26 protein-coding genes are annotated in these 26057 nt (G+C 74.3%); 20 read left to right on the plus strand and 6 right to left on the minus strand.

All coding sequences use genetic code 11. The features are described from left to right. Positions 1-72 precede the first annotated feature (72 nt). From ACF08D_RS26665 to ACF08D_RS26680, 4 genes are read left to right on the plus strand one after another with little or no spacing between them, the layout of a single operon-like run. Positions 73-1443, plus strand: coding sequence for a glutamine synthetase family protein (locus ACF08D_RS26665; protein ID WP_392225969.1), 1371 nt, complete (start codon positions 73-75; stop codon positions 1441-1443). A gap of 10 nt (positions 1444-1453) precedes the next feature. Next, positions 1454-2818, plus strand: a complete 1365-nt coding sequence (locus ACF08D_RS26670; RefSeq protein WP_392225971.1) for an aldehyde dehydrogenase family protein — start codon at positions 1454-1456, stop codon at positions 2816-2818. Positions 2819-2823: 5 nt separating this feature from the next. Continuing rightward, positions 2824-3606, plus strand: a complete 783-nt coding sequence (locus tag ACF08D_RS26675; protein ID WP_392225973.1) for a 3-oxoacyl-ACP reductase — start codon at positions 2824-2826, stop codon at positions 3604-3606. A gap of 52 nt (positions 3607-3658) precedes the next feature. Next, positions 3659-4564 carry a DUF2510 domain-containing protein gene (locus ACF08D_RS26680; RefSeq protein WP_392225975.1) on the plus strand — a complete coding sequence of 302 codons (906 nt, stop codon included), beginning with the start codon at positions 3659-3661 and terminating at the stop codon, positions 4562-4564. A gap of 39 nt (positions 4565-4603) precedes the next feature. On the opposite strand, the gene ACF08D_RS26685 is transcribed toward ACF08D_RS26680, so the two are convergent. Then, positions 4604-5806, minus strand: coding sequence for an amino acid deaminase/aldolase (locus ACF08D_RS26685; protein WP_392225977.1), 1203 nt, complete (start codon positions 5804-5806; stop codon positions 4604-4606). A gap of 764 nt (positions 5807-6570) precedes the next feature. Here ACF08D_RS26685 and ACF08D_RS26690 point away from each other — a divergent pair. From ACF08D_RS26690 to ACF08D_RS26700, 3 genes are read left to right on the plus strand one after another with little or no spacing between them, the layout of a single operon-like run. Continuing rightward, positions 6571-7449 carry a hypothetical protein gene (locus ACF08D_RS26690; RefSeq protein WP_392225979.1) on the plus strand — a complete coding sequence of 293 codons (879 nt, stop codon included), beginning with the start codon at positions 6571-6573 and terminating at the stop codon, positions 7447-7449. Beyond that, positions 7446-8627, plus strand: coding sequence for a type VII secretion-associated serine protease mycosin (gene mycP / locus ACF08D_RS26695; protein ID WP_392225981.1), 1182 nt, complete (start codon positions 7446-7448; stop codon positions 8625-8627). The genes ACF08D_RS26690 and mycP overlap by 4 nt, the downstream gene beginning before the upstream one ends. Before the next feature lie 9 nt (positions 8628-8636). After that, a complete protein-coding gene (locus ACF08D_RS26700) occupies positions 8637-9371 on the plus strand; it encodes an SseB family protein (RefSeq protein WP_392225983.1) in 735 nt (244 codons plus the stop codon). 144 nt (positions 9372-9515) lie between these two features. Here ACF08D_RS26700 and ACF08D_RS26705 read toward each other — a convergent pair whose 3' ends face one another. Beyond that, entirely contained in the window at positions 9516-9890 is a 375-nt protein-coding gene (locus tag ACF08D_RS26705; protein WP_392225985.1) for a DUF1844 domain-containing protein, read from the minus strand. A gap of 289 nt (positions 9891-10179) precedes the next feature. Between ACF08D_RS26705 and infC the strand changes: the two genes are divergently transcribed. From infC to ACF08D_RS26750, 9 genes are all read left to right on the plus strand, one after another. Next, the gene (gene infC, locus ACF08D_RS26710; RefSeq protein WP_392225987.1) at positions 10180-10869 is read left to right on the plus strand and encodes a translation initiation factor IF-3; all 690 of its coding nucleotides are present in this window, start codon (positions 10180-10182) and stop codon (positions 10867-10869) included. A gap of 102 nt (positions 10870-10971) precedes the next feature. Then, positions 10972-11166 carry a 50S ribosomal protein L35 gene (gene rpmI / locus ACF08D_RS26715; RefSeq protein ID WP_041128339.1) on the plus strand — a complete coding sequence of 65 codons (195 nt, stop codon included), beginning with the start codon at positions 10972-10974 and terminating at the stop codon, positions 11164-11166. A 99-nt stretch (positions 11167-11265) separates the two neighbouring features. Further along, on the plus strand, positions 11266-11652 hold the full coding sequence (gene rplT / locus ACF08D_RS26720) for a 50S ribosomal protein L20 (RefSeq protein ID WP_073758255.1): 387 nt from the start codon (positions 11266-11268) through the stop codon (positions 11650-11652). 123 nt (positions 11653-11775) lie between these two features. Next, the gene (locus ACF08D_RS26725) at positions 11776-12630 is read left to right on the plus strand and encodes a TrmH family RNA methyltransferase (RefSeq protein ID WP_392225988.1); all 855 of its coding nucleotides are present in this window, start codon (positions 11776-11778) and stop codon (positions 12628-12630) included. A 55-nt stretch (positions 12631-12685) separates the two neighbouring features. Further along, entirely contained in the window at positions 12686-13816 is a 1131-nt protein-coding gene (locus tag ACF08D_RS26730; protein ID WP_392225990.1) for an ATP-binding protein, read from the plus strand. A 135-nt stretch (positions 13817-13951) separates the two neighbouring features. Next, a complete protein-coding gene (gene pheS / locus ACF08D_RS26735) occupies positions 13952-15076 on the plus strand; it encodes a phenylalanine--tRNA ligase subunit alpha (protein WP_392225992.1) in 1125 nt (374 codons plus the stop codon). Then, entirely contained in the window at positions 15076-17604 is a 2529-nt protein-coding gene (pheT, locus tag ACF08D_RS26740; protein ID WP_392225994.1) for a phenylalanine--tRNA ligase subunit beta, read from the plus strand. The genes pheS and pheT overlap by 1 nt, the downstream gene beginning before the upstream one ends. Before the next feature lie 355 nt (positions 17605-17959). After that, positions 17960-19300, plus strand: a complete 1341-nt coding sequence (locus ACF08D_RS26745; RefSeq protein ID WP_392225996.1) for a transcriptional regulator — start codon at positions 17960-17962, stop codon at positions 19298-19300. Between the two features lie 77 nt (positions 19301-19377). Beyond that, entirely contained in the window at positions 19378-19908 is a 531-nt protein-coding gene (locus tag ACF08D_RS26750; RefSeq protein ID WP_392225998.1) for an NUDIX hydrolase, read from the plus strand. A 29-nt stretch (positions 19909-19937) separates the two neighbouring features. On the opposite strand, the gene ACF08D_RS26755 is transcribed toward ACF08D_RS26750, so the two are convergent. Both ACF08D_RS26755 and ACF08D_RS26760 read right to left on the minus strand, forming a co-directional pair. After that, positions 19938-20195 (minus strand): hypothetical protein, encoded by a 258-nt coding sequence (locus ACF08D_RS26755; protein ID WP_392226000.1) that lies wholly within the window; start codon positions 20193-20195, stop codon positions 19938-19940. 154 nt (positions 20196-20349) lie between these two features. Then, complete coding sequence (locus tag ACF08D_RS26760; RefSeq protein WP_392226001.1) at positions 20350-21213, minus strand: 3-hydroxybutyryl-CoA dehydrogenase; 864 nt, start codon at positions 21211-21213, stop codon at positions 20350-20352. 169 nt (positions 21214-21382) lie between these two features. On the opposite strand from ACF08D_RS26760, the gene ACF08D_RS26765 reads away from it, so the two are divergent. Next, on the plus strand, positions 21383-22690 hold the full coding sequence (locus tag ACF08D_RS26765) for a glycoside hydrolase family 10 protein (RefSeq protein ID WP_392226003.1): 1308 nt from the start codon (positions 21383-21385) through the stop codon (positions 22688-22690). A 24-nt stretch (positions 22691-22714) separates the two neighbouring features. On the opposite strand, the gene ACF08D_RS26770 is transcribed toward ACF08D_RS26765, so the two are convergent. Next, positions 22715-22906 (minus strand): DUF1918 domain-containing protein, encoded by a 192-nt coding sequence (locus tag ACF08D_RS26770; protein WP_392226005.1) that lies wholly within the window; start codon positions 22904-22906, stop codon positions 22715-22717. Between the two features lie 137 nt (positions 22907-23043). Here ACF08D_RS26770 and ACF08D_RS26775 point away from each other — a divergent pair, with 137 nt between their 5' ends. Together ACF08D_RS26775 and ACF08D_RS26780 are read left to right on the plus strand one after the other, a co-directional pair. After that, positions 23044-23493: a GNAT family N-acetyltransferase gene (locus ACF08D_RS26775; RefSeq protein WP_392226007.1), complete on the plus strand. Its 450-nt coding sequence runs from the start codon at positions 23044-23046 to the stop codon at positions 23491-23493. 160 nt (positions 23494-23653) lie between these two features. Continuing rightward, positions 23654-24823, plus strand: coding sequence for a methyltransferase (locus ACF08D_RS26780; protein WP_392226009.1), 1170 nt, complete (start codon positions 23654-23656; stop codon positions 24821-24823). Positions 24824-24827: 4 nt separating this feature from the next. On the opposite strand, the gene ACF08D_RS26785 is transcribed toward ACF08D_RS26780, so the two are convergent. Then, positions 24828-25328 (minus strand): cupin domain-containing protein, encoded by a 501-nt coding sequence (locus tag ACF08D_RS26785; protein ID WP_392226011.1) that lies wholly within the window; start codon positions 25326-25328, stop codon positions 24828-24830. Positions 25329-25467: 139 nt separating this feature from the next. Between ACF08D_RS26785 and ACF08D_RS26790 the strand changes: the two genes are divergently transcribed. Next, positions 25468-26010 carry a hypothetical protein gene (locus ACF08D_RS26790; RefSeq protein WP_392226012.1) on the plus strand — a complete coding sequence of 181 codons (543 nt, stop codon included), beginning with the start codon at positions 25468-25470 and terminating at the stop codon, positions 26008-26010. Positions 26011-26057 lie beyond the last annotated feature (47 nt).

Consider the following 26057-nt stretch of genomic DNA (forward strand, 5'->3'; position numbering starts at 1 on the left):
GTTTCCCCTTCCCAAGCAATGGTCTCCCGCAATACCTTATGGCTTCCGGCTGACCGAAGGAGGCACCATCCCGTGGCAGACCGCACACCCCCGCTCACCGTCGAGGAACTCCGCGCCCTCGTCGCGAGCGGTGAGATCGACACAGTGGTCCTGGCCTTCCCCGACATGCAAGGGCGGCTCCAGGGCAAGCGGTTCGCCGCGCCGTTCTTCCTCGACGACGTACTCGACCACGGCACCGAGGGCTGCAACTACCTCCTCGCCGTCGACGTCGAGCTCAACACCGTCGACGGCTACGACATGTCGTCCTGGTCCCAGGGCTACGGGGACTTCGCCATGCGCCCCGACCTGACGACCCTGCGGCGCGTCCCCTGGAACGAGGGCACCGCCCTGCTCGTCGCCGACCTCGTCTGGCACGACGGCTCACCCGTCGTCCCCGCCCCCCGCCAGATCCTCCGCCGCCAGCTGGAACGGCTCGCGGAACACGGCTACACCGCGCACGTCGGCACCGAGCTGGAGTTCATCGTCTTCAAGGACACCTACGAACAGGCGTGGAACGCCGGCTACCAGGGCCTGACCCCGGCCAACCAGTACAACATCGACTACTCCATCCTCGGCACCGGCCGCATCGAACCCCTGCTGCGCCGCATCCGCAACGACATGGCCGCCGCCGGCCTGACCGTCGAGTCGGCCAAGGGGGAGTGCAACCCCGGCCAGCACGAGATCGCCTTCAAGTACGACGAGGCCCTGGTCACCTGCGACCAGCACGCCATCTACAAGACCGGCGCCAAGGAGATCGCCGCCCAGGAGGGCGTCTCGCTCACCTTCATGGCCAAGTACAACGAGCGCGAGGGCAACTCCTGCCACATCCACCTCTCGCTCCAGTCCCTCGGCGAACCCGGCCACAGCGTCATGGCGGGCGACGGACCCGGCGGCATGTCCAAGGTCATGCGGCACTTCCTGGCCGGACAGCTCGCCGCGCTGCGCGACTTCTGCCTCCTCTACGCCCCCAACATCAACTCCTACAAGCGCTTCCAGCCCGGCTCCTTCGCCCCCACCGCCGTCGCCTGGGGCCACGACAACCGCACCTGCTCGCTCCGCGTCGTCGGCCACGGCCGCTCCCTGCGCTTCGAGAACCGGCTCCCCGGCGGGGACGTCAACCCGCACCTCGCCGTCGCCGGCCTGGTCGCGGCCGGGCTGTACGGCATCGAGCAGGAGCTGGAGCTGCCGGAGCCCTGCGACGGCAACGCGTACGCCGCCGACTACGCCCACGTCCCCACCACCCTGCGCGAGGCCGCCGAGCTGTGGGAGAACAGCCCCATCGCCAAGGCCGCCTTCGGGGACGAGGTCGTCGCCCACTACCGCAACATGGCGCGCGTCGAGCTCGACGCCTACGACGCCGCGGTGACCGACTGGGAGCTGCGCCGCTCCTTCGAACGCATGTGAGGCCCCTGCCGTGACCACCGAGCACCTGGTACTCGACCCCGCCACCGAAGAGGTCGTCGCCACCGTCCCGGCCACCACCGCCGCCGGCGTCGACGCGGCCGTCACCCGGGCCGCCGCCGCCCAGCGCACCTGGGCCGCCCTCGCCCCCGCCGACCGCGCCCGGCTGCTGCGCCGCTTCGCCACCGCCGTCGACGAGCACATCGAGGAACTGGCCCGCCTGGAGGTCCGCGAGGCCGGCCACACCCTCGGCAACGCCCGCTGGGAGGCGGGCAACGTCCGCGACCTGCTGGACTACGCCGCCGGGGGAGTGGAACGCCTCAACGGCCGCCAGATCCCCGTCGCCGGCGGACTGGACGTCACCCTCCTCGAACCCCTCGGCGTCGTCGGGGTGATCGCGCCCTGGAACTTCCCCATGCCGATCGCCGCCTGGGGCACCGCCCCCGCCCTCGCGGCCGGCAACGCGGTCCTCCTCAAACCCGCCGAGACCACCCCCCTCACCGCGCTGCGCCTCGCCGCCCTCGCCCTGGAGGCGGGCCTGCCCGAGCACCTCTTCCAGGTCCTGCCCGGCGCCGGGGCGGTCACCGGCGACGCGCTCGTACGCCACCCCGGCGTCGCCAAGATCGTTTTCACCGGCTCCACCCGCGTCGGCAAGAGCATCATGGCCACCTGCGCGGAACGCGTGAAGCGCGTCACCCTCGAACTCGGCGGCAAGAGCCCCAACATCGTCTTCGCCGACGCCGACCTCGAGGCCGCGGCCGCCGCCGCCCCCATGTCCTTCCTCGACAACGCCGGACAGGACTGCTGCGCCCGCACCCGCATCCTCGTCCAGCGCTCCGTCCACGACCGCTTCCTGGAGCTGCTCGCCCCCGCCGTCGAGGAGGTCGTGGTGGGCCACCCGGGCGACGAGCGGACGCAGATGGGGCCGCTGATCTCGCGCGCCCAGCTCGACCGGGTCCGCTCCTACGTCCCCGACGGCCTCGACGGGATCCGCGGCAAGGCCCCCGAAGGGCCCGGCTTCTGGTTCCCGCCCACCGTCCTCACCGGCCTCGCCCCCGACGCGCCCGCCGCCGTCGAGGAGGTCTTCGGCCCCGTCGCCGTCGTCCTCCCCTTCGACGACGAGGCCGACGCCGTACGGCTCGCCAACGCCACCGAGTACGGCCTGTCCGGCTCCATCTGGACCCGCGACGTCGGCCGGGCGCTGCGCGTCTCCGCCGCCGTCCGCGCCGGGAACCTCTCCGTCAACTCCCACTCCAGCGTCCGCTACTGGACCCCGTTCGGCGGCTACCAGCAGTCCGGGCTCGGCCGGGAGCTGGGCCCCGACGCCCTCACCGCCTTCACCGAGACCAAGAACGTCTTCCTCAGCACGGAGGTCTGACCACCATGACCGAATCCCCCGTCTGCCGCCGCCTCGTGGGCCGTACCGCCGTCATCACCGGCGCCGGCAGCGGCATCGGCCTCGCCACCGCGCGCCGCCTCGCCTCCGAGGGCGCCCACGTCGTCTGCGGCGACATCGACGAGAAGGCCGGCAAGGCCGCGGCCGACGAGGTCGGCGGCACCTTCGTCCGCGTGGACGTCACCGACGCCGCCGACGTCGAGGCGCTCTTCAAGACCGCGTACGACACCTACGGCAGCGTGGACATCGCCTTCAACAACGCGGGCATCTCCCCGCCCGACGACGACTCCATCCTCACCACCGGACTGGAGGCGTGGAAGCGGGTCCAGGAGGTCAACCTCACCTCCGTCTACCTCTGCTGCAAGGCCGCCATCCCCTACATGCAGCGGCAGGGCAGGGGCTCCATCATCAACACCGCCAGCTTCGTCGCCGTCATGGGCGCGGCCACCTCCCAGATCTCGTACACCGCCTCCAAGGGCGGCGTGCTCGCCATGTCCCGCGAGCTGGGCGTCCAGTTCGCCCGCGAGGGCATCCGGGTCAACGCCCTGTGCCCCGGGCCGGTGAACACCCCGCTGCTCCAGGAGCTGTTCGCCAAGGACCCCGAGCGGGCGGCCCGCCGCCTGGTGCACATCCCGGCCGGGCGGTTCGCCGACGCCGAGGAGATCGCCGCCGCCGTCGCCTTCCTGGCGAGCGACGACTCCTCGTTCGTCAACGCCACCGACTTCCTCGTCGACGGCGGCATCGCCGGCGCGTACGTCACGCCCCTGTAGCCCGGGCGGCGGTCCCGGCCGGCCGGGAAGGGGACGTGGTTAAGGTGACCGCATGAGCATGATGTCCCCTCCCGGCTGGTACCCGGACCCCGGCCGGCCCTCCGCCGAGCGCTGGTGGGACGGCGCCGCCTGGACCGGACACACCCGCCCCGCCGGCCCGGCGACCACCACCCCGCACGCGCGCGTGCGGCCCGGCCGTACCCGCGCCGTCGCCGTCGCCGCCGGGGTGGCCGCCCTGGCCGTGGCCGTCGCCGCGGCCGTCGCGCTCACCGGGGGCGACGAACCGCCCGCCGGCGCCCGGCCCGGCCCCGCGCCGTCGTCCGGCACGCCCGGCGCCCCGTCCGCGACGGAGAGCCCCGCCCAGGGGCCCGGCCAGGACTCCGCCACCGAGGACCCGGCGGTCGTCACCGACCAGCTCAACGGCATCACCCTGCCCGTCCTCGACGGCTGGGAGAAGCCCGAGTTCACCACCGAGAACGTCCCCACCGTCTCCACCGTCGCCGACGACCCCTGCCCCGCCGCGCCGAGCCGCACCTGCCGGCGCGGTTCGGTGTCCTCCCTCACCGCCACGGCCACCGGCACCGGCGACCCCGAGGCGATCGCCCGCGAGGACATCGCCAAGGCCGCCGACCGCGCCTTCGAGGAGGACTCCCTCGGTGTACGGCCCCACGGCGGCATCCGCTCCCACACGGTGGTCGCCGAACGCCCCGCCGTCGTCGCCGGACGCACCGGCTTCCTCGTCCGCTGGCGCGTCACCACCCAGCAGGGCCCCGGCGGTTACGTCCAGTCCCTGGTCTTCCCCTCGTCGCTGGGCAGCGAGTCACCGGTCATCGTCCGGTTCGTGTTCTCCGCCGCCCCCGGCTCCCCGCCGCCCGCCACCATGGACGAGATCACCCGGGGCATCCGCCCCCTCGGCAGCGCGACCGGCGGCGGTGTCGGCAGCACCCTCGGCCCCTGACGGCCCCTGACGGCCCTTATGGCCCCTGCCGGCCACGGCTCACAGGAAGGTCAGCCCCTCGCCCCGGTACGTCGGTACGGTCGCCGTGACCCGGTCGCCCTCGACCAGGTGCAGCGCGTCGAACCGCTCGCACAGCTCACCCGCCTTCGCGTGCCGGAACCACACCTTGTCGCCGATCAGCAGATCGTCGGCCGCCGAGCCCAGCAACGGCGTCTGCACCTCGCCCGCGCCCTCGTCCGGGTCGAGGCGGAGACCCTCGGGGAGGTACGGGACCGGCGACCGGTCCGGGCCCGCCACCCCCGACGCGGGGTAGCCGCCCCCCAGCACGGTCACCGCGCCCAGCCCCGGCCGCCGCACCACGGGCAGGGCGAACAGCGCCGCCGGACGGCCGCTGAACGACCGGTAGTGGTCGAACAGCCGCGGCTGGTACAGCCCCGACCCGGCCGCGATCTCGGTCACCCCGTCCTCGGCGGCCGTGAACTGCACGCTCCCCGTCCCGCCCCCGTTGACGAACTCCAGGTCCGGCGCCACCTCCCGCACCGCGGCCACCACCGCCGCCCGCCGCACCGCCAGCTCCCGGCGCGCCGCCGCCTGCATCAGCCGCACCGCCACCGACCGCACCGGCCGCCCCGGCACCGCGTCCCCGACCCCGGCGACATGGCCCTCGTACGCCATCAGCCCCACCAGCCGGAAACCGGGGCGCCGCGCCACCGACCGCGCCACCTCCGCCACCGCCGCGGGCGTCCGCAGCGGCGAGCGGCGCGCACCGATCCGCACCCGCCCGCCCAGCAGGCTCAGCGACGTGTCCAGCTCCAGGCAGACCCGCACCTCCTCGGCGCCCCCGGCCCGTGCCCCGTCGATCAGGTCGAGCTGCGCCGGGTCGTCCACCATCACGGTCACCGCGCCCGCGAGCTTGGCGTCCCCCGCCAGCTCGGCGAACCCGGCGCGGTCCGCCGAGGGGTACGCCAGGAGCACGTCGCCGAACCCGGCGCGTGCCAGCCACAGCGACTCGGCGAGCGTGAAGGACATCACACCCGCGAACCCGTCCCGGGCGATCACCCGCTCCAGCAGCGCACGGCAGCGCACCGACTTGCTCGCCACCCGGACCGGCTTGCCTCCGGCCCGGCGGACCAGATCGGCGGCGTTGGCGTCGAACGCCTCCAGGTCGACGACGGCCAGCGGCGCGTCGAGAGGGGCGGTGGCCCGGTCGTACCGGGCCCGGTCGTCGGCACGCGGAGTCATGGCCCGAGCCTGCCAGAACCGCCTACCCGGGGGTAGGGGGACGTTCCGGTCAGATCCGTCCCGACCTGCGCTCTCGTTCCCGTCCAGGGGCGCGCAACCCGTAGAGTTGCTCCCGCGCTGACGAACGGGCCTGCCCCGCAAGGCGATCCGGACGACACCGAGGGGGGCGGATGAGCACCGAGGCACGACACCCGTCCTCCCGCGTGCCGCCGCCCGTCCGCACACCGCCGCTCCCGCCCCTCCCGCCCCGCGCCGCGCCCACCGCACCCCGGACCCCCGGCCCCGCTCCGGCCCCCGCTCCCGCACCCCGGACCCCCGGCCCCGGCCCCGCGACCGCACCCGCTTCCGCACCCCGGACCCCCGGCTCCGCGCGCCAAGCACCCGGCCCCGCTCCGGCCCCCGCGCCCCGAACCCCCGGCCCCGCGACCGCACCCGCTCCCGCGCGCCAAGCACCCGGCCCCGCTCCGGCCCCCGCTCCCGCGCCCCGGGCCCCCGGCCCCGGCCCCGCGACCGCACCCGCGCGCCAAGCACCCGGCCCCGCTCCGGCTCCCGCTCCCGCGCCCCGGACCACCGCCGCCGCCCCGGTCGCCCGGACCACCTCCGCGACCGGGACCGCCCCGGCCACCGAGACCACCACCCGGCTGCGCCCCACCCCGGCCGCGCCCGCACCCGCCGGCCGGCCCCCGGCCGCGCCCACCGCCCCACCCGCCCCCGCCGTCTCGACCGTCCCGTCGACACGCCGCCGCCCCGTCGGCGCCGTCGACATGACGCCCCGGCCCGGCGCCGCCCCGCCCCCCGGCCACGCCGCCCCCCGGTCGTACCCCGGGGCGACCGAGCCGCCCGAGACGCCCGCCGAGACCACCACCCGCCTGCGGCCCGTGCCCGCCCGCCACCCCGGGCGTACCGCGGCGGCCGCCGCCTGCCTGGTCCTCGGGCTCGGGCTCACCGGCGGAGCCGCCGCCGGGGCCTGGCTCGTCGGGGAGTCGGCCGCCGGGACGCCCGACCGCTTCACCGAGGCGCGCGGCCTGTGGCACAGCGTCCCCGTCGACACCCTCTTCCCGCGCACCCTCGACGGCGAGGGCGCCGGGCCCGGCCGCGCCGACCGCAGCTGGACCCGCGTCGCCGTCGCCCCCGACGGGCCGTGCGCCGGGGCCCTCGACCCGCTGCTGTTGAAGACCGTGCGGCCGGTGGGTTGCGAGCGCGTCCTGCGCGCCACGTACACCGACGCCACCGCCACCAGCGTCACCACCGTCGGCATGGTGTTCACCGGCGCCGACCGCCCCGCCATGGCCGAGCTGCGCGCCCGCTTCACCGGCGAGGGCCTCGACGAGCGCACCGACCTGCTGCCCCGGACGCTCGCCGCCCCCGGCACCGTCGCGGCCGGCTTCGGCGACGCGCAGCGGGCGAGCTGGCGGGTGAGCGTCCTCACCGACGCGCCGGTCATCGTCTACGCCGTGTCGGGCTTCGCCGACGGCCGTACCGTCGAGGACCCCCAGCCCGCCGCCGAGGCGATGGCCGAGGGCCAGACCAGCACCCCCGCGCAGGCCGGGCTCGGCCACGACGCGGACGGGGTCGCCGACCGCGTCGAGCGCGTCCTGCGCAAGGCGGCCGCCACCGGCACGGCCGCCGGGGAGGACCGATGACCCGCCGCCGTACCGCCCTGGCCACCGCCCTCGCCGCCACCGCGCTCGCCGTGCTGCCCGCCGGCCCCGCGCACGCCGACGGCATCCGCACCCAGCAGTGGGGCCTGGAGGCCCTGCGCACCGAGGACGCCTGGCGCACCACCAAGGGCGCCGGCGTCACCGTCGCCGTCCTCGACACCGGCGTCGACGACGCCCACCCCGACCTCGCCGGGAACGTCCTGCCGGGCAAGGACCTCATCGGCTTCGGCGCCCGCCGGGGCGACCGCCCCTGGGCCCGGCACGGCACCGCCATGGCGGGCATCGTCGCGGGCCACGGGCACGGCCCCGGCGGCGAGGACGGCGTCCTGGGCATCGCGCCCGAGGCGAAGATCCTGCCCGTGCGGGTGATCCTCGAAAGCGGCGACCCGGCCCGCACCAAGGCCCGCAACACCCGCGGCACCGCCCTCGCCGAGGGCATCCGCTGGGCCGTCGACCAGGGCGCCGACGTGATCAACCTCTCGCTCGGCGACGACAGCGAGTCCGCCCACCCCGACCCGGGCGAGGACGCCGCCGTCCAGTACGCCCTGTCCAAGGGCGCCGTGGTGGTCGCCTCGGCCGGCAACGGCGGCGACAAGGGCGACCACATCTCGTACCCCGCCGCCTACCCCGGCGTCATCGCGGTCACCGCCGTCGACCGCTACGGCACCCACGCCGCGTTCTCCACCAGCCGCTGGTACGCCACGGTCAGCGCGCCCGGCGTCGACATCGTCATCCCCGACCCCGACCGCAAGTACTACGAGGGCTGGGGCACCAGCGCCGCGTCCGCGTTCGTCTCGGGCGCCGTCGCCCTGGTCAGGTCGGCCCACCCGGGCCTGACCCCCGCCCAGGTCAAGAAGCTGCTCGCGGACACCGCCCGGGACCGCCCCGAGGGCGGGCACGACATCGACAAGGGCTACGGCACCGTCGACCCGGCCGCCGCGATCGAGGCGGGCGCGAAACTGCGCCCCGCCGACCTCACGGCCGCCACGACCGGCTACGGCAGGCGCTACTTCGGTACGGGCCCCGCCGCCGAGACCGCCGAGGACGGCCGCGCCGGGCTGCTCGCCGGGGCCGCGGGCGGCGCCGGGGTGCTGCTGGTGGCCGCCGCGGTCGTGCTCTGGCGCGGGGGCCGCGCCACCGGCCCCGGCCCGCGCCGTTAGGCTCGTCGCGTGGCGCTCAAGAACATCCCGGACCCCGGTTTCTCCGACGACGACGGCACCGCCGACCCCAGGCTCGCCGAGGCCCTCGCGGCCTGGGCCGCCGACCGGACCGCCGAGCCGGCCGTCCTCGCGGCCCTGAAGGACGCCCGGCTGCTCGTCCCCGTGGTGGCCGTCCTCGGCGAGGTGGAGGAGGACCCGGAGACCGGGCTGCGCCGCGAGAAGACCAGCGACATGGCCGTGCCCACGCTCACCGCCGGTGACCGCCGCGCCCTGCCCGCCTTCACGTCCCTGGCCTCGCTGGCCCTGTGGGACCCGGCCGCCCGCCCCGTCGCCGTACCGCTGCACCAGGCGCTCCAGGCCGCCGCCCACGAGAAGGCGGACACCCTGGTGCTCGACCTCGCCGGACCGGTGCCCTACCAGCTGACCGGCCCCGCGCTGCTCGCCCTCGCCGAGGGCCGCACCACCGCCGACCCGCTGGCCGACCCCGCCGTCACGGCGGCCGTCCGGGCGGTGGTCGCCGCCGAGCCGGCGGTGCTCCGCGCCCACCTGGGCCCCGGCACCGCGGACGGCACCCTCGCGCTGGTGCTCGCCCCGGACGAGGCCCCCGCCGGGCCCGCCCAGCGCGTGGCCCGCGCCCTGGCCGCCGACGAAACACTGAGGGCCCGCCTGGTGCGGGGCCTGGACCTGGCACTGCTGCCGGCCTCGGCCACGCCACCCGGCGAGCCCTTCTACGTACGACCCTGACCCGGCCGACCCCGTACGACCCTGACCCAGCCGACCCCGTACGACCCTGACCCAGCCGACCCCGTACGGCCCTGACCCGGCCGTCCCGTACGGCCCTGACCCGGCCGTTCCTGTCCGGCGCCGGCTCAGCCGTACACCGCCGGCTCAGCCGTACACCGCTCCGGTGTACTTCTCGCCCGGGCCCTGGCCCGGGTCGTCCGGCACCAGGGACGCCTCGCGGAAGGCGAGCTGGAGCGACTTCAGGCCGTCCCGCAGCGGGGCCGCGTGGAAGGAGCTGATCTCCGTGGCGCCCGCGTCCAGCAGACCGGCCAGGGCGTGGATCAGCTTGCGCGCCTCGTCGAGGTCCTTGTACTGGTCGCCCTCCTCGGTGAGGCCCAGCTTGACCGCGGCGGCGCTCATCAGGTTGACGGCGACCGTCACGATCACCTCGACCGCGGGGACCTCCGCGATGTCGCGGGTCATGGTCTCGAAGTCGGGGGTCGGGGCGGCGGAGGCGTTGCTCGGCGTGGCGTCACTCATGCGCCCACGATATGCGCCCCGCGTCCCGTTGGTCGCACCCCCGGGGAGCTGGTAACCTGGTGTGACGACCGGCCGGACACGTCTCGTGCTCCGGCCCACAAGTGGAGGCTCCGATCTCCCACCTGGCCGTCCTCCGGGACGGCGGGTCACCGGTCAGGCGGCGACCATCGTTCCGTACGGACGATGGGCCCGCCCGATGTGCGCCCCGCGGTTCACCGTGGCGGTGCTCCGGTAGCACGTGGAGCCCCGCCTGTGTCCCGTCCGGGGCATTTTTCATGCACCGGCGCGGTTGGTCTCACTAAACAGACGTTACGCGTCCGTCCGCCAGACGTTCGCGTGGTGCTACCGAGGAGGATCCATCAGCGCCGAGCCCCGCATCAACGACCGGATTCGCGTTCCCGAGGTGCGACTTGTCGGTCCCAGCGGCGAGCAGGTCGGGATTGTTCCGCTTGCCAAGGCCCTGGAGCTTGCGCAGGAGTACGACCTCGACCTCGTCGAGGTGGCGGCGAACGCACGCCCGCCGGTCTGCAAGCTCATGGACTACGGCAAGTTCAAGTACGAGTCGGCCATGAAGGCCCGTGAGGCGCGCAAGAACCAGGCGCACACGGTCATCAAGGAGATGAAGCTCCGGCCGAAGATCGACCCGCACGACTACGACACCAAAAAGGGTCACGTCGTCCGGTTCCTCAAGCAGGGCGACAAGGTCAAGATCACGATCATGTTCCGTGGTCGCGAGCAGTCCCGGCCGGAGCTCGGCTACCGGCTGCTGCAGCGGCTCGCGGAGGACGTCCAGGAGCTGGGCTTCGTGGAGTCCAACCCCAAGCAGGACGGCCGGAACATGATCATGGTTCTCGGCCCGCACAAGAAGAAGACCGAGGCAATGGCCGAGGCCCGTGAGGCGCAGGCCGCCCGCAAGGCGGAGCGCCAGGGCCAGCCCGCCCAGGCGGACGTCCCCGCCGACGAGGCTGCCGAGGCCTGACTCCCGGGCATCCGCACGGGAATCAACCGACACACATGACGCTCCCGGACCCCCGGTCCCCGGACCGGCCGGGAGCGCCACTGACGAGGAGAGAACGGCGCCATGCCGAAGAACAAGACGCACTCCGGTGCCAAGAAGCGCTTCAAGGTCACCGGCTCCGGCAAGATCCTGCGTGAGCGCGCCGGCAAGCGCCACCTGCTCGAGCACAAGTCGTCCAAGCTGACGCGTCGCCTCACCGGCAACGCCGAGATGGCCCCGGGTGACAGCGCCAAGATCAAGAAGATGCTGGGCATCTGACTGACCTCGCCCTCGGTGACGAGGGCAGCCCGACACCGGGTCCCAATCGTTTCCGGGCCGTGTGAGTCCAACCACGGCCCCGCTACAAGGAGTTAACAAGTGGCACGCGTCAAGCGGGCAGTCAACGCCCACAAGAAGCGCCGGGCGATCCTCGAGCAGGCCAGCGGTTACCGCGGTCAGCGTTCGCGCCTGTACCGCAAGGCCAAGGAGCAGGTCACCCACTCCCTGGTCTACAACTACAACGACCGCAAGAAGCGCAAGGGCGACTTCCGTCAGCTGTGGATCCAGCGCATCAACGCCGCTGCCCGCGCCAACGGCATGACGTACAACCGCCTCATCCAGGGTCTGAAGGCCGCCAACATCGAGGTGGACCGCAAGATCCTGGCCGAGCTCGCGGTCAACGACGCGGGCGCGTTCGCCGCGCTCGTCGAGGTCGCCCAGAAGGCCCTCCCGAGCGACGTCAACGCCCCGAAGGCCGCCGCCTGATCCGTCCAGGCCGCAGTTCTTCCTCCGGACCCGCAGGCCCCGAGCCTGCGGGTCCGGTCTGTTCCACCCCCGCGTCCCCAGCCTCCCCCGAGCAGCGCGTACGAGAAGAGAGCCGCCGACTTCATGGGCACCCCTGAGCTGATCTCCCCCCGATCCCCGCGCGTCATCGCGGCGCGGCGGCTCGCCAAGCGCAACTTCAGGGGCAAGGAGCGCCTTTTCATCGCGGAGGGCCCGCAGGCCGTGCGCGAGGCCGTCGCCCACCGCGGCGGCGGGGAGCCCACCCTGGTGGAGCTGTTCACCACCGTCGAGGCCGCCGAGCGGTACGCCGGCATCGTGGCCGCCGCCCGCGCCACCGGCGCCCGCGTCCACCACGCCTCCGACGCCGTGCTCGCCGACGTCTCGCAGACCGTCACGCCGCAGGGGCTGCTCGGGGTGTGCCGGTTCCTCGACTCGCCGTTCGACGAGATCCTCCGCGCCCGCCCCCGGCTCGTCGCCGTCCTCGCCCACGTACGCGACCCCGGGAACGCCGGGACCGTGCTGCGCTGCGCCGACGCGGCCGGCGCCGACGCCGTCGTCCTCACCGACGCCTCCGTCGACCTCTACAACCCCAAGGCGGTGCGCGCCTCCGTGGGCTCCGTCTTCCACCTCCCGGTCGCCGTCGGCGTCCCCGTGGAGCAGGCCGTCGCCGGGCTGAAGGACGCCGGCGTACGGGTGCTGGCCGCCGACGGCGCCGGCGAGGACGACCTGGACGCCGAGCTGGACGCGGGCACCATGGGCGGCCCCACCGCCTGGATCTTCGGCAACGAGGCGTGGGGCCTGCCCGAGGAGACCCGCGCCCTCGCCGACGCGGTGGTGCGCGTCCCGATCCACGGCAAGGCCGAGAGCCTGAACCTGGCGACCGCCGCCGCCGTATGCCTGTACGGCTCCGCCCGTGCGCAGCGTGCTGCCGGAGGGTGCCGCTCCGTGACCTCCAGCTAGTAGGGTGACGGGCTCGGGGCCCACTGCGTCACACGGAGGGGTGGGGGAGACGGGGATGACGGCCGGCACCAGCAGGCCCGCGGCGCACCGGAGCGCCTTAGCGGGCGCGGGGGCTTCCACCGGATCCGGCGCGGCCGGCGTCGACCCGGACGACCTGCCCGACGGGCTGGTCGTCGCCGACGAGAACGGCCGCGTGGTGTGCTTCAACGCCGCCGCCGCACGCCTCACCGCGCTGCCGTCCGCCGAGGCCCTCGGCCGCCCGCTGGAACGGGCGCTGCCGCTGGAGGACCTCAAGGGCCGGCGCTGGTGGCCGCTGACCGACCCGTACGGCGGCCTCGCCATCCGCGCCGGACAGCCCGAGCGCAACCTGCTGCTGCCCGGCAACCGCGAGGTCCTCGTCGCCGCCCGCTATGTGCGCGACGAGCCCCTCGGGCCCGTGCGCCGGGTCGTCGTCACCCTGCGCGGCACCGAGGCGCGCCGCCGCACCGAGCGCAGCCACGCCGAGCTGATCGCCACCGTCGCCCACGAGCTGCGCTCCCCGCTGACCTCCGTCAAGGGCTTCACCGCCACCCTGCTCGCCAAGTGGGAGCGGTTCACCGACGACCAGAAGCGGCTGATGCTGGAGACCGTCGACGCCGACGCGGGCCGCGTCACCCGGCTGATCGCCGAGCTGCTCGACATCTCCCGAATAGACTCCGGCCGCCTGGAGGTGCGCCGCCAGCCGGTGGACATCGCCGCCGCCGTCGGCCGCCACATCCAGGGCCACACCGCGCGCGGCCAGTCCCCGGACCGCTTCTTCGTCCGCGTACGCCGTCCCCTGCCCGATCTGTGGGCCGACCCCGACAAGGTCGACCAGGTCCTCGGCAACCTCCTCGAAAACGCGGTGCGCCACGGCGAGGGAACCGTCACCATCGAGGTGGCCCCCACCGGCCCCGACGACGACGAGAAGGGAACGGCCGTGACCGTGAGCGACGAAGGCCCCGGCATCCCCGAGGAGTCGATGGGCCGTGTCTTCACCCGGTTCTGGCGGGGGAGCAAGCGCGGCGGCACCGGCCTCGGCCTCTACATCGTCAAGGGCATCGTCGAGGCGCACGGCGGGACGATCACCGTCGGCCGCGGGCCCGGCGGCGGCGCCGAGTTCCGCTTCGTCCTGCCCGTGGGCGCCCCGGCCTTTCTCACGCAGTAGGGCCGCGCCCGCGTCCACGGGCCGGTCCGCGGCGCGGCCGCCCGCCCCCACCCCGTTAGACTCGTCCTTTGGCACCTTTGCGTCCTCGGTCGTCGAGCGGGGGCCCCAGCCACCCCATCGGAAGTACGGGAAGAGATGTCGGCACCGAACAAGTCGTACGACCCAGTCGAGGTCGAGGCACTGAAACCGGAAGAGATCGAGCGCATGCGGGACGAGGCGCTCGCCGCCTTCGCCGCCGCCGGCGACCTCGACGCACTGCACGAGGCCAAGGTCGCCCAGACCGGCCCCACCTCGCCGCTGGCGCTCGCCAACCGGGAGATCGGCGCGCTGCCGCCGCACGCCAAGGCCGAGGCCGGCAAGCGTGTGGGCCAGGCCCGCGGTGCCGTGAACAAGGCCCTGGCCGCCCGCCAGGCGGAGCTGGAGGCGGAGCGCGACGCGCGCGTGCTCGTCGAGGAGGCGGTGGACGTCACCCTGCCCCACGACCGTGTGCCGGCCGGTGCCCGCCACCCGCTGACCACGCTCATGGAGCGCATCGAGGACATCTTCGTCGGGATGGGCTACGAGGTCGCCGAGGGCCCCGAGGTCGAGTCCGAGTGGCTCAACTTCGACGCGCTCAACATCGCCGTCGACCACCCCGCCCGCGGTGAGCAGGACACCTTCTTCGTGGCCGGCGCCGACGGCGGCTCCGGCTCCGGTGTCGTGCTGCGCACCCACACCTCGCCCGTCCAGGTCCGCTCCCTGCTGGACCGCGAGCCCCCGGTGTACGTGATCTGCCCGGGCCGGGTCTACCGCACGGACGAGCTGGACGCCACGCACACCCCGGTCTTCCACCAGGTCGAGCTGCTCGCCGTGGACGAGGGCCTGACCATGGCCGACCTCAAGGGCACCCTGGACCACATGGTGCAGGCGCTGTTCGGCGGCGAGGGCATGAAGACCCGGCTCCGGCCGAACTTCTTCCCCTTCACCGAGCCGTCCGCCGAGATGGACATGGTCTGCTACGTGTGCCGCGGCGAGTCCGTCGGCAACCCGGAGCGCCCCTGCCGCACCTGCTCCAGCGAGGGCTGGATCGAGCTGGGCGGCTGCGGCATGGTCAACCCCAAGGTGCTGACCGCCTGCGGCGTGGACCCCGAGAAGTACAGCGGATTCGCCTTCGGGTTCGGCATCGAGCGGATGCTGATGTTCCGCCACAACGTCGAAGACATGCGAGACATGGTCGAGGGTGACGTCCGGTTCACCCGGCCGTTCGGGATGGAGATCTGATGCGGGTCCCGCTTTCGTGGCTGCGGGAGTACGTCGACCTGCCGGCGACGGCGACCGGCCGTGACGTACAGGCCAAGCTGGTGTCGGCCGGGCTGGAGGTCGAGACCGTCGAGCGGCTCGGCGCCGGCCTCACCGGCCCGCTGGTGGTCGGCCAGGTCCGCACCGTCGAGGAACTCACCGAGTTCAAGAAGCCCATCCGCTTCTGCACCGTCGACGTCGGCCGGGCGAACGGCACCGGCGAGCCGCAGGAGATCATCTGCGGCGCCCGCAACTTCGCCGAGGGCGACAAGGTCGTCGTGGCCCTGCCCGGCGCCGTGCTCCCCGGCGACTTCCGGATCGCCGAGCGCAAGACGTACGGCCGGATGTCCCGCGGCATGATCTGCTCCGGCGACGAGCTGGGCATGGGCGACGACGGCAGCGGGGGCATCATCGTGCTGCCGCCCGAGGTCGAGATCGGCACGGACGCCGCCGAGCTGCTGGAGCTGTACGACGAGGTCCTCGACATCGCCGTCACCCCCGACCGGGGCTACTGCCTGTCGATGCGGGGCGTGGCCCGCGAGGCCGCCACCGCCTACGGGCTGCCCCTGCGCGACCCGGCGCTCCTCGACGTGCCCGCGCCCAACTCGTACGGCTACCCGGTGAAGGTCGCCGACCCCATGGGCTGCGACCGCTTCACCGCGCGCACCGTCGTCGGCCTCGACCCCGAGGCCCGCTCGCCGATCTGGCTGCGCCGCCGCCTCCAGAAGGCGGGCATGCGCCCGATCTCCCTCGCTGTCGACATCACCAACTACGTGATGCTGGAGCTGGGCCAGCCGCTGCACGCCTACGACCGCACCCGGATCCAGGGCGCGATCGGCGTGCGCCGCGCCGAGCAGGGCGAGAAGATCACCACCCTCGACGGCGTCAGGCGGGTCCTCGACGCCGGGGACCTCGTCATCACCGACGAGAGCGGCCCCATCGGCCTCGCCGGCGTCATGGGCGGCGCCCACACCGAGATCGCCGACTCCGTCACCGACCCGGAGACGGGTGAGGTGCGCGGCACCACCGAGGTGGTCATCGAGGCGGCCCACTTCGACGCGGTCGCCATCGCGCGCACGGCCCGCCGCCACAAGCTGTCCTCCGAGGCGTCCCGGCGCTTCGAGCGGGGCGTCGACCCGCTGGCCGCCGCCGCGGCCGCGCAGCGCACCGTCGACCTGCTGGTGCTCCTCGCGGGCGGCACCGCCGAGGCCGGGGTCACCGAGATCCTCGCGCCGTCCGCGCCGCGCACCGTCCTGATGCGGGCCGACCACCCCGACCGCGTCGCCGGTGTCGCCTACGGCCGCGAGACCGTCGTACGCCGACTCCAGGAGGTCGGCTGCGACGTCTACGGGCAGGACGAACTCACCGTCACCGTCCCGTCATGGCGTCCCGACCTCGCTCACCCCAACGACCTCGCCGAAGAGGTCATCCGGCTGGAGGGGTACGAGAACCTCCCCTCCACGCTGCCCCAGCCGCCGTCCGGCCGCGGCCTGACCGCCCGCCAGCGGCTGCACCGCCGCGTCGGCCGGGCGCTCGCGGGCGCCGGGTACGTCGAGGCGCCGAACTACCCGTTCGTCGCCGAGCAGGTCTTCGACCAGCTGGCCCTCGCGGCCGACGACCCCGACCGCCGCGTGGTGAAGCTGGTCAACCCGCTCTCCGACGAAGAGCCGGCGATGCGCACCACCCTGCTGCCCGGCCTCCTGGGCGCGCTGCGCCGCAACGACGGCCGCGGCAGCCACGACCTGGCGCTCTTCGAGACCGGGCTGGTCTTCCACCCGGCCGCCGAGGCCGGTACCGCCGTCGTCCTCCCCGTCGACCGGCGCCCGACCGACGAGGAGATCGCCCGGCTCAACGCGCCGCTGCCCGAGCAGCCGCGGCACGTCGCCGTGGTCCTCGCCGGGGCGCGCGAGCAGGCCGGCTGGTGGGGCAAGGGCCGCCCGGCCGACTGGGCCGACGCGGTCGAGGCCGCCCGCACGGTCGCCCGCGAGGCCGGTACCGAACTCGTGGTGCGCCAGGGCCAGTACGGGCCGTGGCACCCGGGCCGGTGCGCCGAGCTCGCGGTCGTGGTGGACGGCGAGGAGCGGATCGTCGGGTACGCCGGCGAGCTGCACCCGCGCGTCGTCAAGGCGCTCGGGCTTCCCGCCCGCACCTGCGCCATGGAGCTGGACCTCGACGCCGTCGAGCGGGCCTCGTCCGGTGCGCTGCGCGCGCCGCGCATCTCGTCCTTCCCGGTGGCCACGCAGGACGTCGCCCTGGTCGTGGACCGGGGCGTCCCGGCCCACGAGGTCGAGACGGCCCTGCGCGAGGGCGCGGGCGAACTGCTGGAGTCCATCCGGCTGTTCGACGTCTTCACGGGCGAGCAGATCGGCGCGGACCGGAAGTCGCTCGCGTACGCGCTGCGCTTCCGCGCCGCCGACCGGACGCTGACCGTCGAGGAGGCCACGGCCGCCCGCGACACCGCGGTCGCCCTGGCCGCCGAGCGCACCGGCGCGGTGCTGCGCGGCGCCTGACGGCGAACGAACAGGGGCCACGGCCGGGTCACTCCCGGCCGTGGCCCTTTCGCATGGGCAGACGAAGGCTGCGGGGCCGCGGCGGGCGCGGGGCCCACGGGGCGCGCCGGTGGGGGCCCATAGGGCGTGCCGGGGCCGGGCCGAGTGAGCCGAAGGGGCGCGGCGGTGCCGAAAGGGAGAACGCGCGGAGGCCCCCGAGGAACGAGGGGGGCGAGCACGATCGACCGTCGGCGCCGTCTTCGGCGCCCCGGAGGCGAACCGAGGCCTCCAAGAAGCGGGCTGCGGGCATTCCGTTCACACCCCGTGCGAACCGGTCTCCACTAGCCTGGGCACACCGAGTCACCGGAGGGGCCCCATGCAGCCCAACACCCTGCTCGACGCCCTGCTCGACGAGGCGGGGATCTCGCACGCGGGCCTGGCCGCCCACGTCAACCAGGCCGGCCGGGCCAGGGGGCTGGCCCTGCGGTACGAACACACCGCGGTGGCCCGCTGGTTGAAGGGCCAGCGGCCGCGGGGTCAGGTGCCGGACCTGATCTGCGAGGTGCTGGGTGCCCGGCTGCACCGCCCCGTGACCCTCGACGACATCGGGCTCGGTGTCCCCGGTGAGGCGGCCGTCACCCATGGCTCGCCGCTCTCCGGCTTCGTGGAGCGCGCCACCGCACTGTGGCGCTCCGACGAGCAGCAACGGCCGCACATACTGGGCGCTCCGGCGGTCACCGGCACCCCCGCCGTGATGCCGGTCTGGGAGTGGGAGAACCCTCCGGAGGACGCCGACGTGTCACGCGCCGGGCCGACCCGGGTCAGCATGGCCGACATCACGATGCTGCGTGCCGCCCGCGCCCACTACGAGCTGATGTACCGGAGGGCGGGCGGCATCGCCACCCGCGCCCGGATCGTCGGCTTCCTCAACGCCGAGACCGCCCCGCTGCTGCGCGGCGGCTACAACGACGCCCTGGGACGCCAGTTGCACCGGGCGACCGGCGGCCTGGTCGCGGTCGCCGGCATCTGCGCGTACGACTCGGACGCCCATGGCCTGGCCCAGCGCTACTTCCACCAGGCGCTGCGGCTGGCGAAGGCCAGCGGGGACCGGGGGCTCGGCGCCTATGTGATCGCCCTGCTGGTCAACCAGTCGCTGTTCATGGGGGAGCACCGGCAGGCGGTCGCCTTCGCGGAGGCGGCGCTGCGCACCGCCGGGGCGCAGATCACCCCGGCCCTCGCCACCGATCTGCACGCCATGCAGGCCAAGGCGTACGCGCACCTCGGCGACGGGGCCGGGGCGCTGAGATGCATCCGCCGCGCCGAGGCGGAGGCGGAGCGCATCCGGCCGGGGCACGAGCCGGACGAGACCGGCTACGTCCAGCCCGGACTGGTCAATGTGCAGGTCGCCGAGGCCCTGTTGAGCCTGGGGGACCTGACCGGCGCACGGGAGCACGCCACCGCGGCGGTGCGCACCCCGGCGCACGACCGGGGGCGGGTGCACCGCCTGGCCATGCTGAGCCAGATCGAGCTGCGGCAGGGGGAGGCCGACCGGGCGGCGCGTACGGCGGTGGAAATGGCCGAGCGGGCCCGGGGCATGGAGTCGCAGCGGCTCCGCGACCGGCTGCGCGACGTGCGGGAACGCCTGGTCGCCAGCGGGTGCGGCGAGGCCGAGGAGGCGGCCGGGCTCATCGACGGGGCGCTGCGCGTGCCGCTGTGACCTACCGGTGCGACGTTCCGCCGGCTCCGTAACCCTGCTGCGATATTGCCATCTACTTGTCGGAAGGTGGCAGAAACGTGCAGTGGACGAACCTGAGCGAACACACCGTCTATGAGAACCCCTGGTTCAAGGTCAACCTGTCGGACGTGGCCCTGCCGGACGGGCGGCACCTGGACCACTTCCTCATCCGGCTCCGCCCGGTGGCCGTCGCGACCGCCGTCAACGAGGCCAACGAGGTGCTGCTGCTGTGGCGGCACCGCTTCATCACCGACAGCTGGGGCTGGGAGCTGGCCGCCGGGGTGGTCGAGGACGGCGAGGACATCGCCGCCGCGGCGGCCCGGGAGATGGAGGAGGAGACCGGGTGGCGCCCGGGGCCGCTCCACCACCTGCTGACCGTCGAGCCGTCCAACGGCCTGACCGACGCGCGCCACCACCTCTACTGGGCGGAGGACGCCACGTACACCGGCCACCCCCAGGACGACTTCGAGTCCTCGCGCCGGGAGTGGATACCCCTCAAGCTCGTCCCGGACATGATCGCCCGGGGCGAGGTCCCGGCCGCCAACATGGCGGCCGGGCTGCTGATGCTGCACCATCTCCGGCTGGGCTGACGCCCGGCCGCGGCGGGCCCCGGCGGGTGTCAGCGGCCGAGGGCCTGCCAGACCGCCACCGCCAGGGCGCCCACGGCGGTGAAGGCCGACACGGTGGGCAGCGGCCACCTGGCCTGCTCCAGTGCCGTCACCCGCGCGGCCAGATCGCTCAGATCCCGGTCGATCTGGCCGTGGCGCTGCGCCAGCAGGGCGAGCTGCCCGTCAATGCGGGCCAGCCCCACGTCGAGGCACCGGCGCAGCTCGGCGAACTCCTCGACGGCCGTTAAGTGTTCCGGTTCGGTGGTCACGGTTCTCCGCTCCTCCTGGTCGACTGGGCGGAACCGAGTCAACCCCTCACCGGGCGGCCGGGGGAGCGTGTGCGCAGGGCATATGCGAACACGCTCCGCACACCCCGTGCGAACTCTCGCCACGCAGAGTGACGAGTGCTCACGGGGGAAGGCGTCACGCCTCGTACGCGTAGAAGCCGGAGCCGGTCTTCCGGCCCAGCCGGCCGGCGTCGACCATCCGCTGGAGCAGCGGGGGAGCGGCGTACAGCGGCTCCTTGAACTCGGTGTACATGGAGTCCGCGACCGAGGCGACCGTGTCCAGGCCGATGAGGTCCGCCAGCTTGAGCGGGCCCATCGGGTGGGCGCAGCCCAGCTCCATGCCGTTGTCGATGTCCTCGCGGCTGGCGCTGCCCGACTCGAACATCCGGATCGCGGAGAGGAGGTACGGGATCAGCAGCGCGTTCACCACGAAGCCCGAACGGTCCTGGGCGCGGATCGCGTGCTTGCCCAGCACCTTCTCGACCACGGCCTGGGCGCGGCTGATGGTGCCCTCGGAGGTGGTCAGCGCCGGGATCAGCTCGACGAGCTGCTGCACCGGGGCCGGGTTGAAGAAGTGGATGCCGATGACCTGGTCGGGGCGGGAGGTCGCGACGGCCAGCTTCACCAGCGGGATGGAGGAGGTGTTGGAGGCCAGGATGGCGTCCTGGCGGGTCACGACCTGGTCGAGGACCTGGAAGATCTCGGTCTTCACCTGCTCGTTCTCGACGACCGCCTCGATGACCAGGTCACGGTCGGCGAACTCGCCGAGGTCGGTGGTGAAGCTGAGCCGGGCGAGCGCCGCGTCCCGCTCCTCCTCGGTGATCTTGCCGCGCTGGGCGGCCTTGGAGAGCGAGTTGTACAGCCGGGTGCGGCCGATCTCCAGGGCCTCGCCGGTGGTCTCGGCGACCTTGACCTCCAGGCCGCTCCGGGCACACACCTCCGCGATGCCCGCGCCCATCTGGCCGCAGCCCACCACTCCGACGCGTTCGATGTCGGTCACATCGTGCCTTTCGCTGATCTTCCTGCGGCAGGATCCCCGTGTGTTTCCGGCGCCCGCCTCGACCCCACGACGTTACTCCGTACGCGCGGGTGGGCGGCGGTCCGGGGCGGGCATGCTCCCCGGGGAACGGGGAGACATCCGGAGCAACCAGCTGGTAAGGGGCATATGAATGCGGCATATCGGCAGGCGGGGTCTGGCGGCGGCGGCGCTGGGGGCGGCGGCGTCCCTCTGGGCCGCGACAGACGCGGGAGCGGCCGGCACGCGGGCGGCGGGCGCGCGGGCGGCCGAGGGTCCGGGGCGGTCCCGGCGGCCCGGCGATCATGAGAGTGACGAGCCCGAGCACGAGCAGGACGGGCGCGGTGCGCCGGGCACCGAGTTCCGCGGGATGTGGCTGGCGACGGTCGCCAACCGCGACTGGCCGTCCAAGCCGGGCCTGACGGCCGACCGCCAGCGCGCCGAGCTGGTCGCCTTCCTCGACACGGCGGTCGAGCGGCGGCTGAACGCGGTGGTCTTCCAGGTGCGGCCCACCGCCGACGCGCTGTGGCCCTCACCGTACGAGCCCTGGGCCCAGTGCCTCACCGGCGTCCAGGGCCGCGACCCGGGCTGGGACCCGCTGGGCACGGCGGTGGCCGAGGCGCACGCCCGCGACCTGGAGCTGCACGCCTGGTTCAACCCCTACCGGGTGGCCAACCACACCGACCCGTCCCGGCTGGTCGCGGACCACCCGGCCCGGGTCCACCCCGACTGGGTCCTGCCGTACGGGGGCAAGCTCTACTACGACCCGGGGCTGCCGGAGGTGCGGCGCTTCGTCCAGGACGCCATGCTCGACGCCGTACGCCGGTACGACATCGACGGCGTCCACTTCGACGACTACTTCTACCCCTACCCGGTCGCCGGGCAGTCCTTCGCCGACGACGACACCTTCGCCGCCCACGGCGCGGGCTTCCCCGACAAGGCCGCCTGGCGGCGCGACAACATCGACCGGCTGGTCAGGGAGATGTCCGAGCAGGTGCACGGCGTCGACAAGGACGTACGGTTCGGCATCAGCCCGTTCGGGGTCTGGCGCAACAAGGCCACCGACCCGCTGGGCTCGGACACCCGGGCGGGCGTGCAGACCTACGACGACCTGCACGCCGACACCCGCAAGTGGATCCGGGAGGGCTGGATCGACTACGTGGTGCCGCAGCTCTACTGGCACATCGGCAACAGCGCCGCCGACTACGCCAAGCTCGTCCCCTGGTGGGACGAGACGGTGCGCGGCACGGGCGTCGACCTCTACGCGGGGGAGGCGCTCTACAAGGCCGGCGACCCCGCGCAGCCGGCCGCCTGGCAGGACCCGGCCGAGCTGTCCCGCCACCTCACCCTGGCCGGTGAGTACCCGAGGGTCGGCGGGCATGTGTTCTTCTCGGCCAAGGAGGTCGTGACGGACCGGATCGGGGCGATGGCGCGGGTCGTCGCCGACCACTACCCCGCCTGACCGGGACCGTACCGCCGGGCCGTACTACCCGGGCTCCTTGTGGCGCACCACGCTGTCGGGGCCCGGGGACATCACCGTCTCGTGGCCGTCGTCGAAGCGGACGCGATAGGGCGGTGTGCCGTCCGGCCCGAGCACCTCGATGACCTCGGCGGTTCTGTCGTGCTGGCCGACGACCCGGCCGTGCACCAGCAATCTGTCGCCCACACTGGCGTGCATCGATGTCCTCCTTGCGGCTTTTCGCCTTGAATGTCGCCCCCGTGGGGCAGTCTACGTCCCGAGGTGTGGCCCGCGTCACCCCGGCGAAGCCGGTCGGGTGGCTTCACCGGGCGCGCCCGTCCTGCCAGAGTCCGATCATGGACGACACCACCACGGCCGCCGGTACGGCCCTCGACGCGTACGAGATCTCCACCGACGCCGCCCGCCTCGACCGGGCCCGCGTCCACCACTGGCTGTCGACCGACGCGTACTGGGCGATCGGCCGCAGCCGCGACAAGCAGGACCGCGCCATCGACGGATCGCTCAACTTCGGCGCGTACGAGACGGCCACCGGCGAACTGGCCGCCTACGCGCGGGTCGTGACCGACCACGCGACCTTCGCCTGGCTCTGCGACGTGTACGTCGACCGCGCCGCCCGCGGCAAGGGCCTGGGCACCGCGCTGGTCGAGGCGGTCCGCGACCACCTCGCCACCCTGGGCGTCACGCGCGTCATGCTGGCCACCCACGACGCCCACGGGGTCTACGAGAGGATCGGCTTCGCGCCCCTCGACGTCCCGGAGCACTGGATGGCGCTCCGCTTCGGCTAGCCCCGGGCCCCCCGGCCTCCGGGCCCGCAGGTCACCGGCCCCCGGGCCCCCCAGGTCTCCGGCCCCCAGGTCTCCAGCGGCCCCGGGGCACCCGCCCCCCCCGGGCGCTCGCCCGCCCCGTTCCGGTGGCACCCGTGCCACCGGCTAGCCTGGGCGCACGATGAACCGTCTGACCACGTCATGGGGCGAGCGCGACCTCACCCGCTTCCCCGAGGACCCGCGCGACCGGCTCCGCGCCTGGGACGCCGCCGACACCTATCTGCTGGACCACCTCGCGGAGGCCGCGGTCCCCGTCACCGGAACCGTGGTCGCGGTGGGGGACCGGTGGGGCGCCCTGACCACGACCCTGGCCGGGCGGCCCGGGGCGGAGGTCGTCCAGATCACCGACTCGTACCTCGGCCGCGAGGCCACCCGGGCGAACCTCGCCCGCAACGCCGCGCGCACCGGCGCCGGCCCCGCCGCCGTACGGCTGCTGACCACCCGGGACGCCCCGCCCGAGCGGATCGACGTCCTGCTGGTGCGGGTGCCCAAGAGCCTGGCGCTGCTGGAGGACCAGCTCCACCGCCTCGCCCCGGCGGTGCACGCCGGGACGGTGGTCGTGGGCACCGGCATGGTCAAGGAGATCCACACCTCGACCCTCCGCCTCTTCGAGCGGATCATTGGTCCCACCCGCACCTCCCTGGCCGTCCGGAAGGCCCGGCTGATCCACTGCACGCCGGACCCCTCGCTGCCGCGCGACCCCAGCCCCTGGCCGCACCGGTACGCCCTGCCCGCCGACGCCCCGGCCGGCGTCGCGGGCCGGACGGTGGTCAACCACGCGGGCATCTTCTGCGCCGACCGCCTCGACATCGGCACCCGGTTCTTCCTGCCGCACCTGCCGCGCGGCCTGGCCGGCGCCCGGGTCGTCGACCTCGGCTGCGGCAACGGCGTGGTGGGCCTCGCGGTCGCGCTGGCCGAGCCCGGCGCGCGGCTGCTGTTCACCGACGAGTCGTACCAGGCCGTGGCGTCGGCCGAGGAGACGTTCCGGGCGAGCGGGCCGCCCGCCGCCGAGGCGGAGTTCCTGGTGGGCGACGGGCTCGCGGACGTACCCGACGGGAGCGTGGACGTCGTCCTGAACAACCCGCCCTTCCACAGCCACCAGGCCACCACCGACCTCACCGCCCGCCGGATGTTCTCCGGCGCCCGCCGCGCCCTGCGCCCCGGCGGCGAGCTGCGCGTCGTCGGCAACCGGCACCTCGGCCACCATGTGACGCTGCGCCGGCTGTTCGGCAACTGCGAGGTCGTGGCGAGCGACCCGAAGTTCGTCGTCCTGCGGGCGGTGCGGACGTAGGACGTCAGTCCCGGGCCGGCAGCCGGCTCCCGCAGCGCCCGCAGAACCGGACGTCGGCCTCGTCGGGCGCCGGCCTGCCGCAGTCCGGGCACACCCGCGGGAGCAGGCACGCCGCCTCGCCGCCCTCGTCGCGGGCGGCCGGGGCGGCGCCGATGGTCAGCCCCGGGCGGCGGCGGTGCACCGTCAGGTAGGCCAGCCCCTCGGGCCCGGCCACCATCCCGCGCCGCGCCCCGCGGGGCAGCCACACCAGGCACCCGGCCTCGACGGGCCGCTCGCCCTCCCCGGTACCGAGCCGCCCGTCGCCCTCCACCACGTACAGCAGGACGTCCAGGTCGGGCTCGACATGACCGGCAACCCCGGCGCCCGGAGCCAGCCGCACCACATTGGCGTCGAGCTGCCGCCCGTCCACGGCGAGCCGCCACAGCGCACCCCCGCGCCCGTCGGGCACGCCACGGGTCACCTCGCCCAGGCGCGCGAGCACCCCGGCCCCCGGATTCGCAGCCACCCCGTCGCCTCCCGTTCCACGCGTCCCCCGAAGCAGCGGATACTACCGTTCACCCCCACCCCACCCGGCCGAACCGAGCACCCAGGTGGCCCCTGCCTAGGCTGAGGGTTCCGCCGGCCGTCCATGGGAGGGGAACGTCATGAGTGGCACCGCGGAGGAGTACGCCGCCGCCTCTGTCGAGGCGCTCATGAGCCGGGAAGCCATCCGGAGACGCCCGGGGATGTATGTGGGCTCGACCGGTGAACGCGGGCTGCACAACATGGTGTTCGAGGTCTCCGACTGGGCGGCGAACCAGGTCCTCGCCGGTCGCGCCGACCGCGTCGACATCACACTGCGCCCCGACCGCTGCGTGCGGGTCGCCATCGCCGGGCCGGGCACTCCCGTCGAGGCGGCCGGGCACGCGGGCGCACCCGGCCTGGAAACACTGCTGACCCGGATGGACCCCGCGCCGCGGTGCGGGGGCCGCCGACGCGTGGGAGCGGGCCTGCTCGGCCTGGGGCCCTGTGTCACCAATGCCCTGTCGAGCCGTCTGACGGCAGAGACCCGGCGCGAGGGGATGCGCTGGGTACAGCACTACGACCGCGGTGTCGCGGTCGGCCCGCCCTCTGCCGAGGGGGCCACGACGGAAACCGGAACCGTCATCGCGTTCCGGCCCGACGCCGACATCTTCGGTGCGGCGTAGTGTTCGTTCGACACGCTGGCGGAGCACTGCAGAACACTGGCCTTCCT

This window comes from Streptomyces sp. NPDC015131, from assembly GCF_043079975.1.
In the GTDB taxonomy this organism is placed as follows: Bacteria; Actinomycetota; Actinomycetes; order Streptomycetales; family Streptomycetaceae; genus Streptomyces.

Bases quoted from the DNA above. Each gene is read 5' to 3' on its own strand.
- ACF08D_RS26790 (WP_392226012.1), top strand. From the start codon at position 25,468: ATGAGTGGCACCGCGGAGGAGTACGCCGCCGCCTCTGTCGAGGCGCTC.
- ACF08D_RS26705 (WP_392225985.1), bottom strand. From the start codon at position 9,890: ATGAGTGACGCCACGCCGAGCAACGCCTCCGCCGCCCCGACCCCCGAC.
- ACF08D_RS26675 (WP_392225973.1), top strand. From the start codon at position 2,824: ATGACCGAATCCCCCGTCTGCCGCCGCCTCGTGGGCCGTACCGCCGTC.
- pheT (WP_392225994.1), top strand. From the start codon at position 15,076: ATGCGGGTCCCGCTTTCGTGGCTGCGGGAGTACGTCGACCTGCCGGCG.
- ACF08D_RS26745 (WP_392225996.1), top strand. From the start codon at position 17,960: ATGCAGCCCAACACCCTGCTCGACGCCCTGCTCGACGAGGCGGGGATC.
- ACF08D_RS26690 (WP_392225979.1), top strand. From the start codon at position 6,571: ATGACGCCCCGGCCCGGCGCCGCCCCGCCCCCCGGCCACGCCGCCCCC.
- ACF08D_RS26680 (WP_392225975.1), top strand. From the start codon at position 3,659: ATGAGCATGATGTCCCCTCCCGGCTGGTACCCGGACCCCGGCCGGCCC.
- ACF08D_RS26780 (WP_392226009.1), top strand. From the start codon at position 23,654: ATGAACCGTCTGACCACGTCATGGGGCGAGCGCGACCTCACCCGCTTC.
- pheS (WP_392225992.1), top strand. From the start codon at position 13,952: ATGTCGGCACCGAACAAGTCGTACGACCCAGTCGAGGTCGAGGCACTG.
- ACF08D_RS26725 (WP_392225988.1), top strand. From the start codon at position 11,776: ATGGGCACCCCTGAGCTGATCTCCCCCCGATCCCCGCGCGTCATCGCG.
- rpmI (WP_041128339.1), top strand. From the start codon at position 10,972: ATGCCGAAGAACAAGACGCACTCCGGTGCCAAGAAGCGCTTCAAGGTC.
- ACF08D_RS26685 (WP_392225977.1), bottom strand. From the start codon at position 5,806: ATGACTCCGCGTGCCGACGACCGGGCCCGGTACGACCGGGCCACCGCC.
- ACF08D_RS26765 (WP_392226003.1), top strand. From the start codon at position 21,383: ATGCGGCATATCGGCAGGCGGGGTCTGGCGGCGGCGGCGCTGGGGGCG.
- ACF08D_RS26775 (WP_392226007.1), top strand. From the start codon at position 23,044: ATGGACGACACCACCACGGCCGCCGGTACGGCCCTCGACGCGTACGAG.
- mycP (WP_392225981.1), top strand. From the start codon at position 7,446: ATGACCCGCCGCCGTACCGCCCTGGCCACCGCCCTCGCCGCCACCGCG.
- ACF08D_RS26730 (WP_392225990.1), top strand. From the start codon at position 12,686: ATGACGGCCGGCACCAGCAGGCCCGCGGCGCACCGGAGCGCCTTAGCG.
- ACF08D_RS26770 (WP_392226005.1), bottom strand. From the start codon at position 22,906: ATGCACGCCAGTGTGGGCGACAGATTGCTGGTGCACGGCCGGGTCGTC.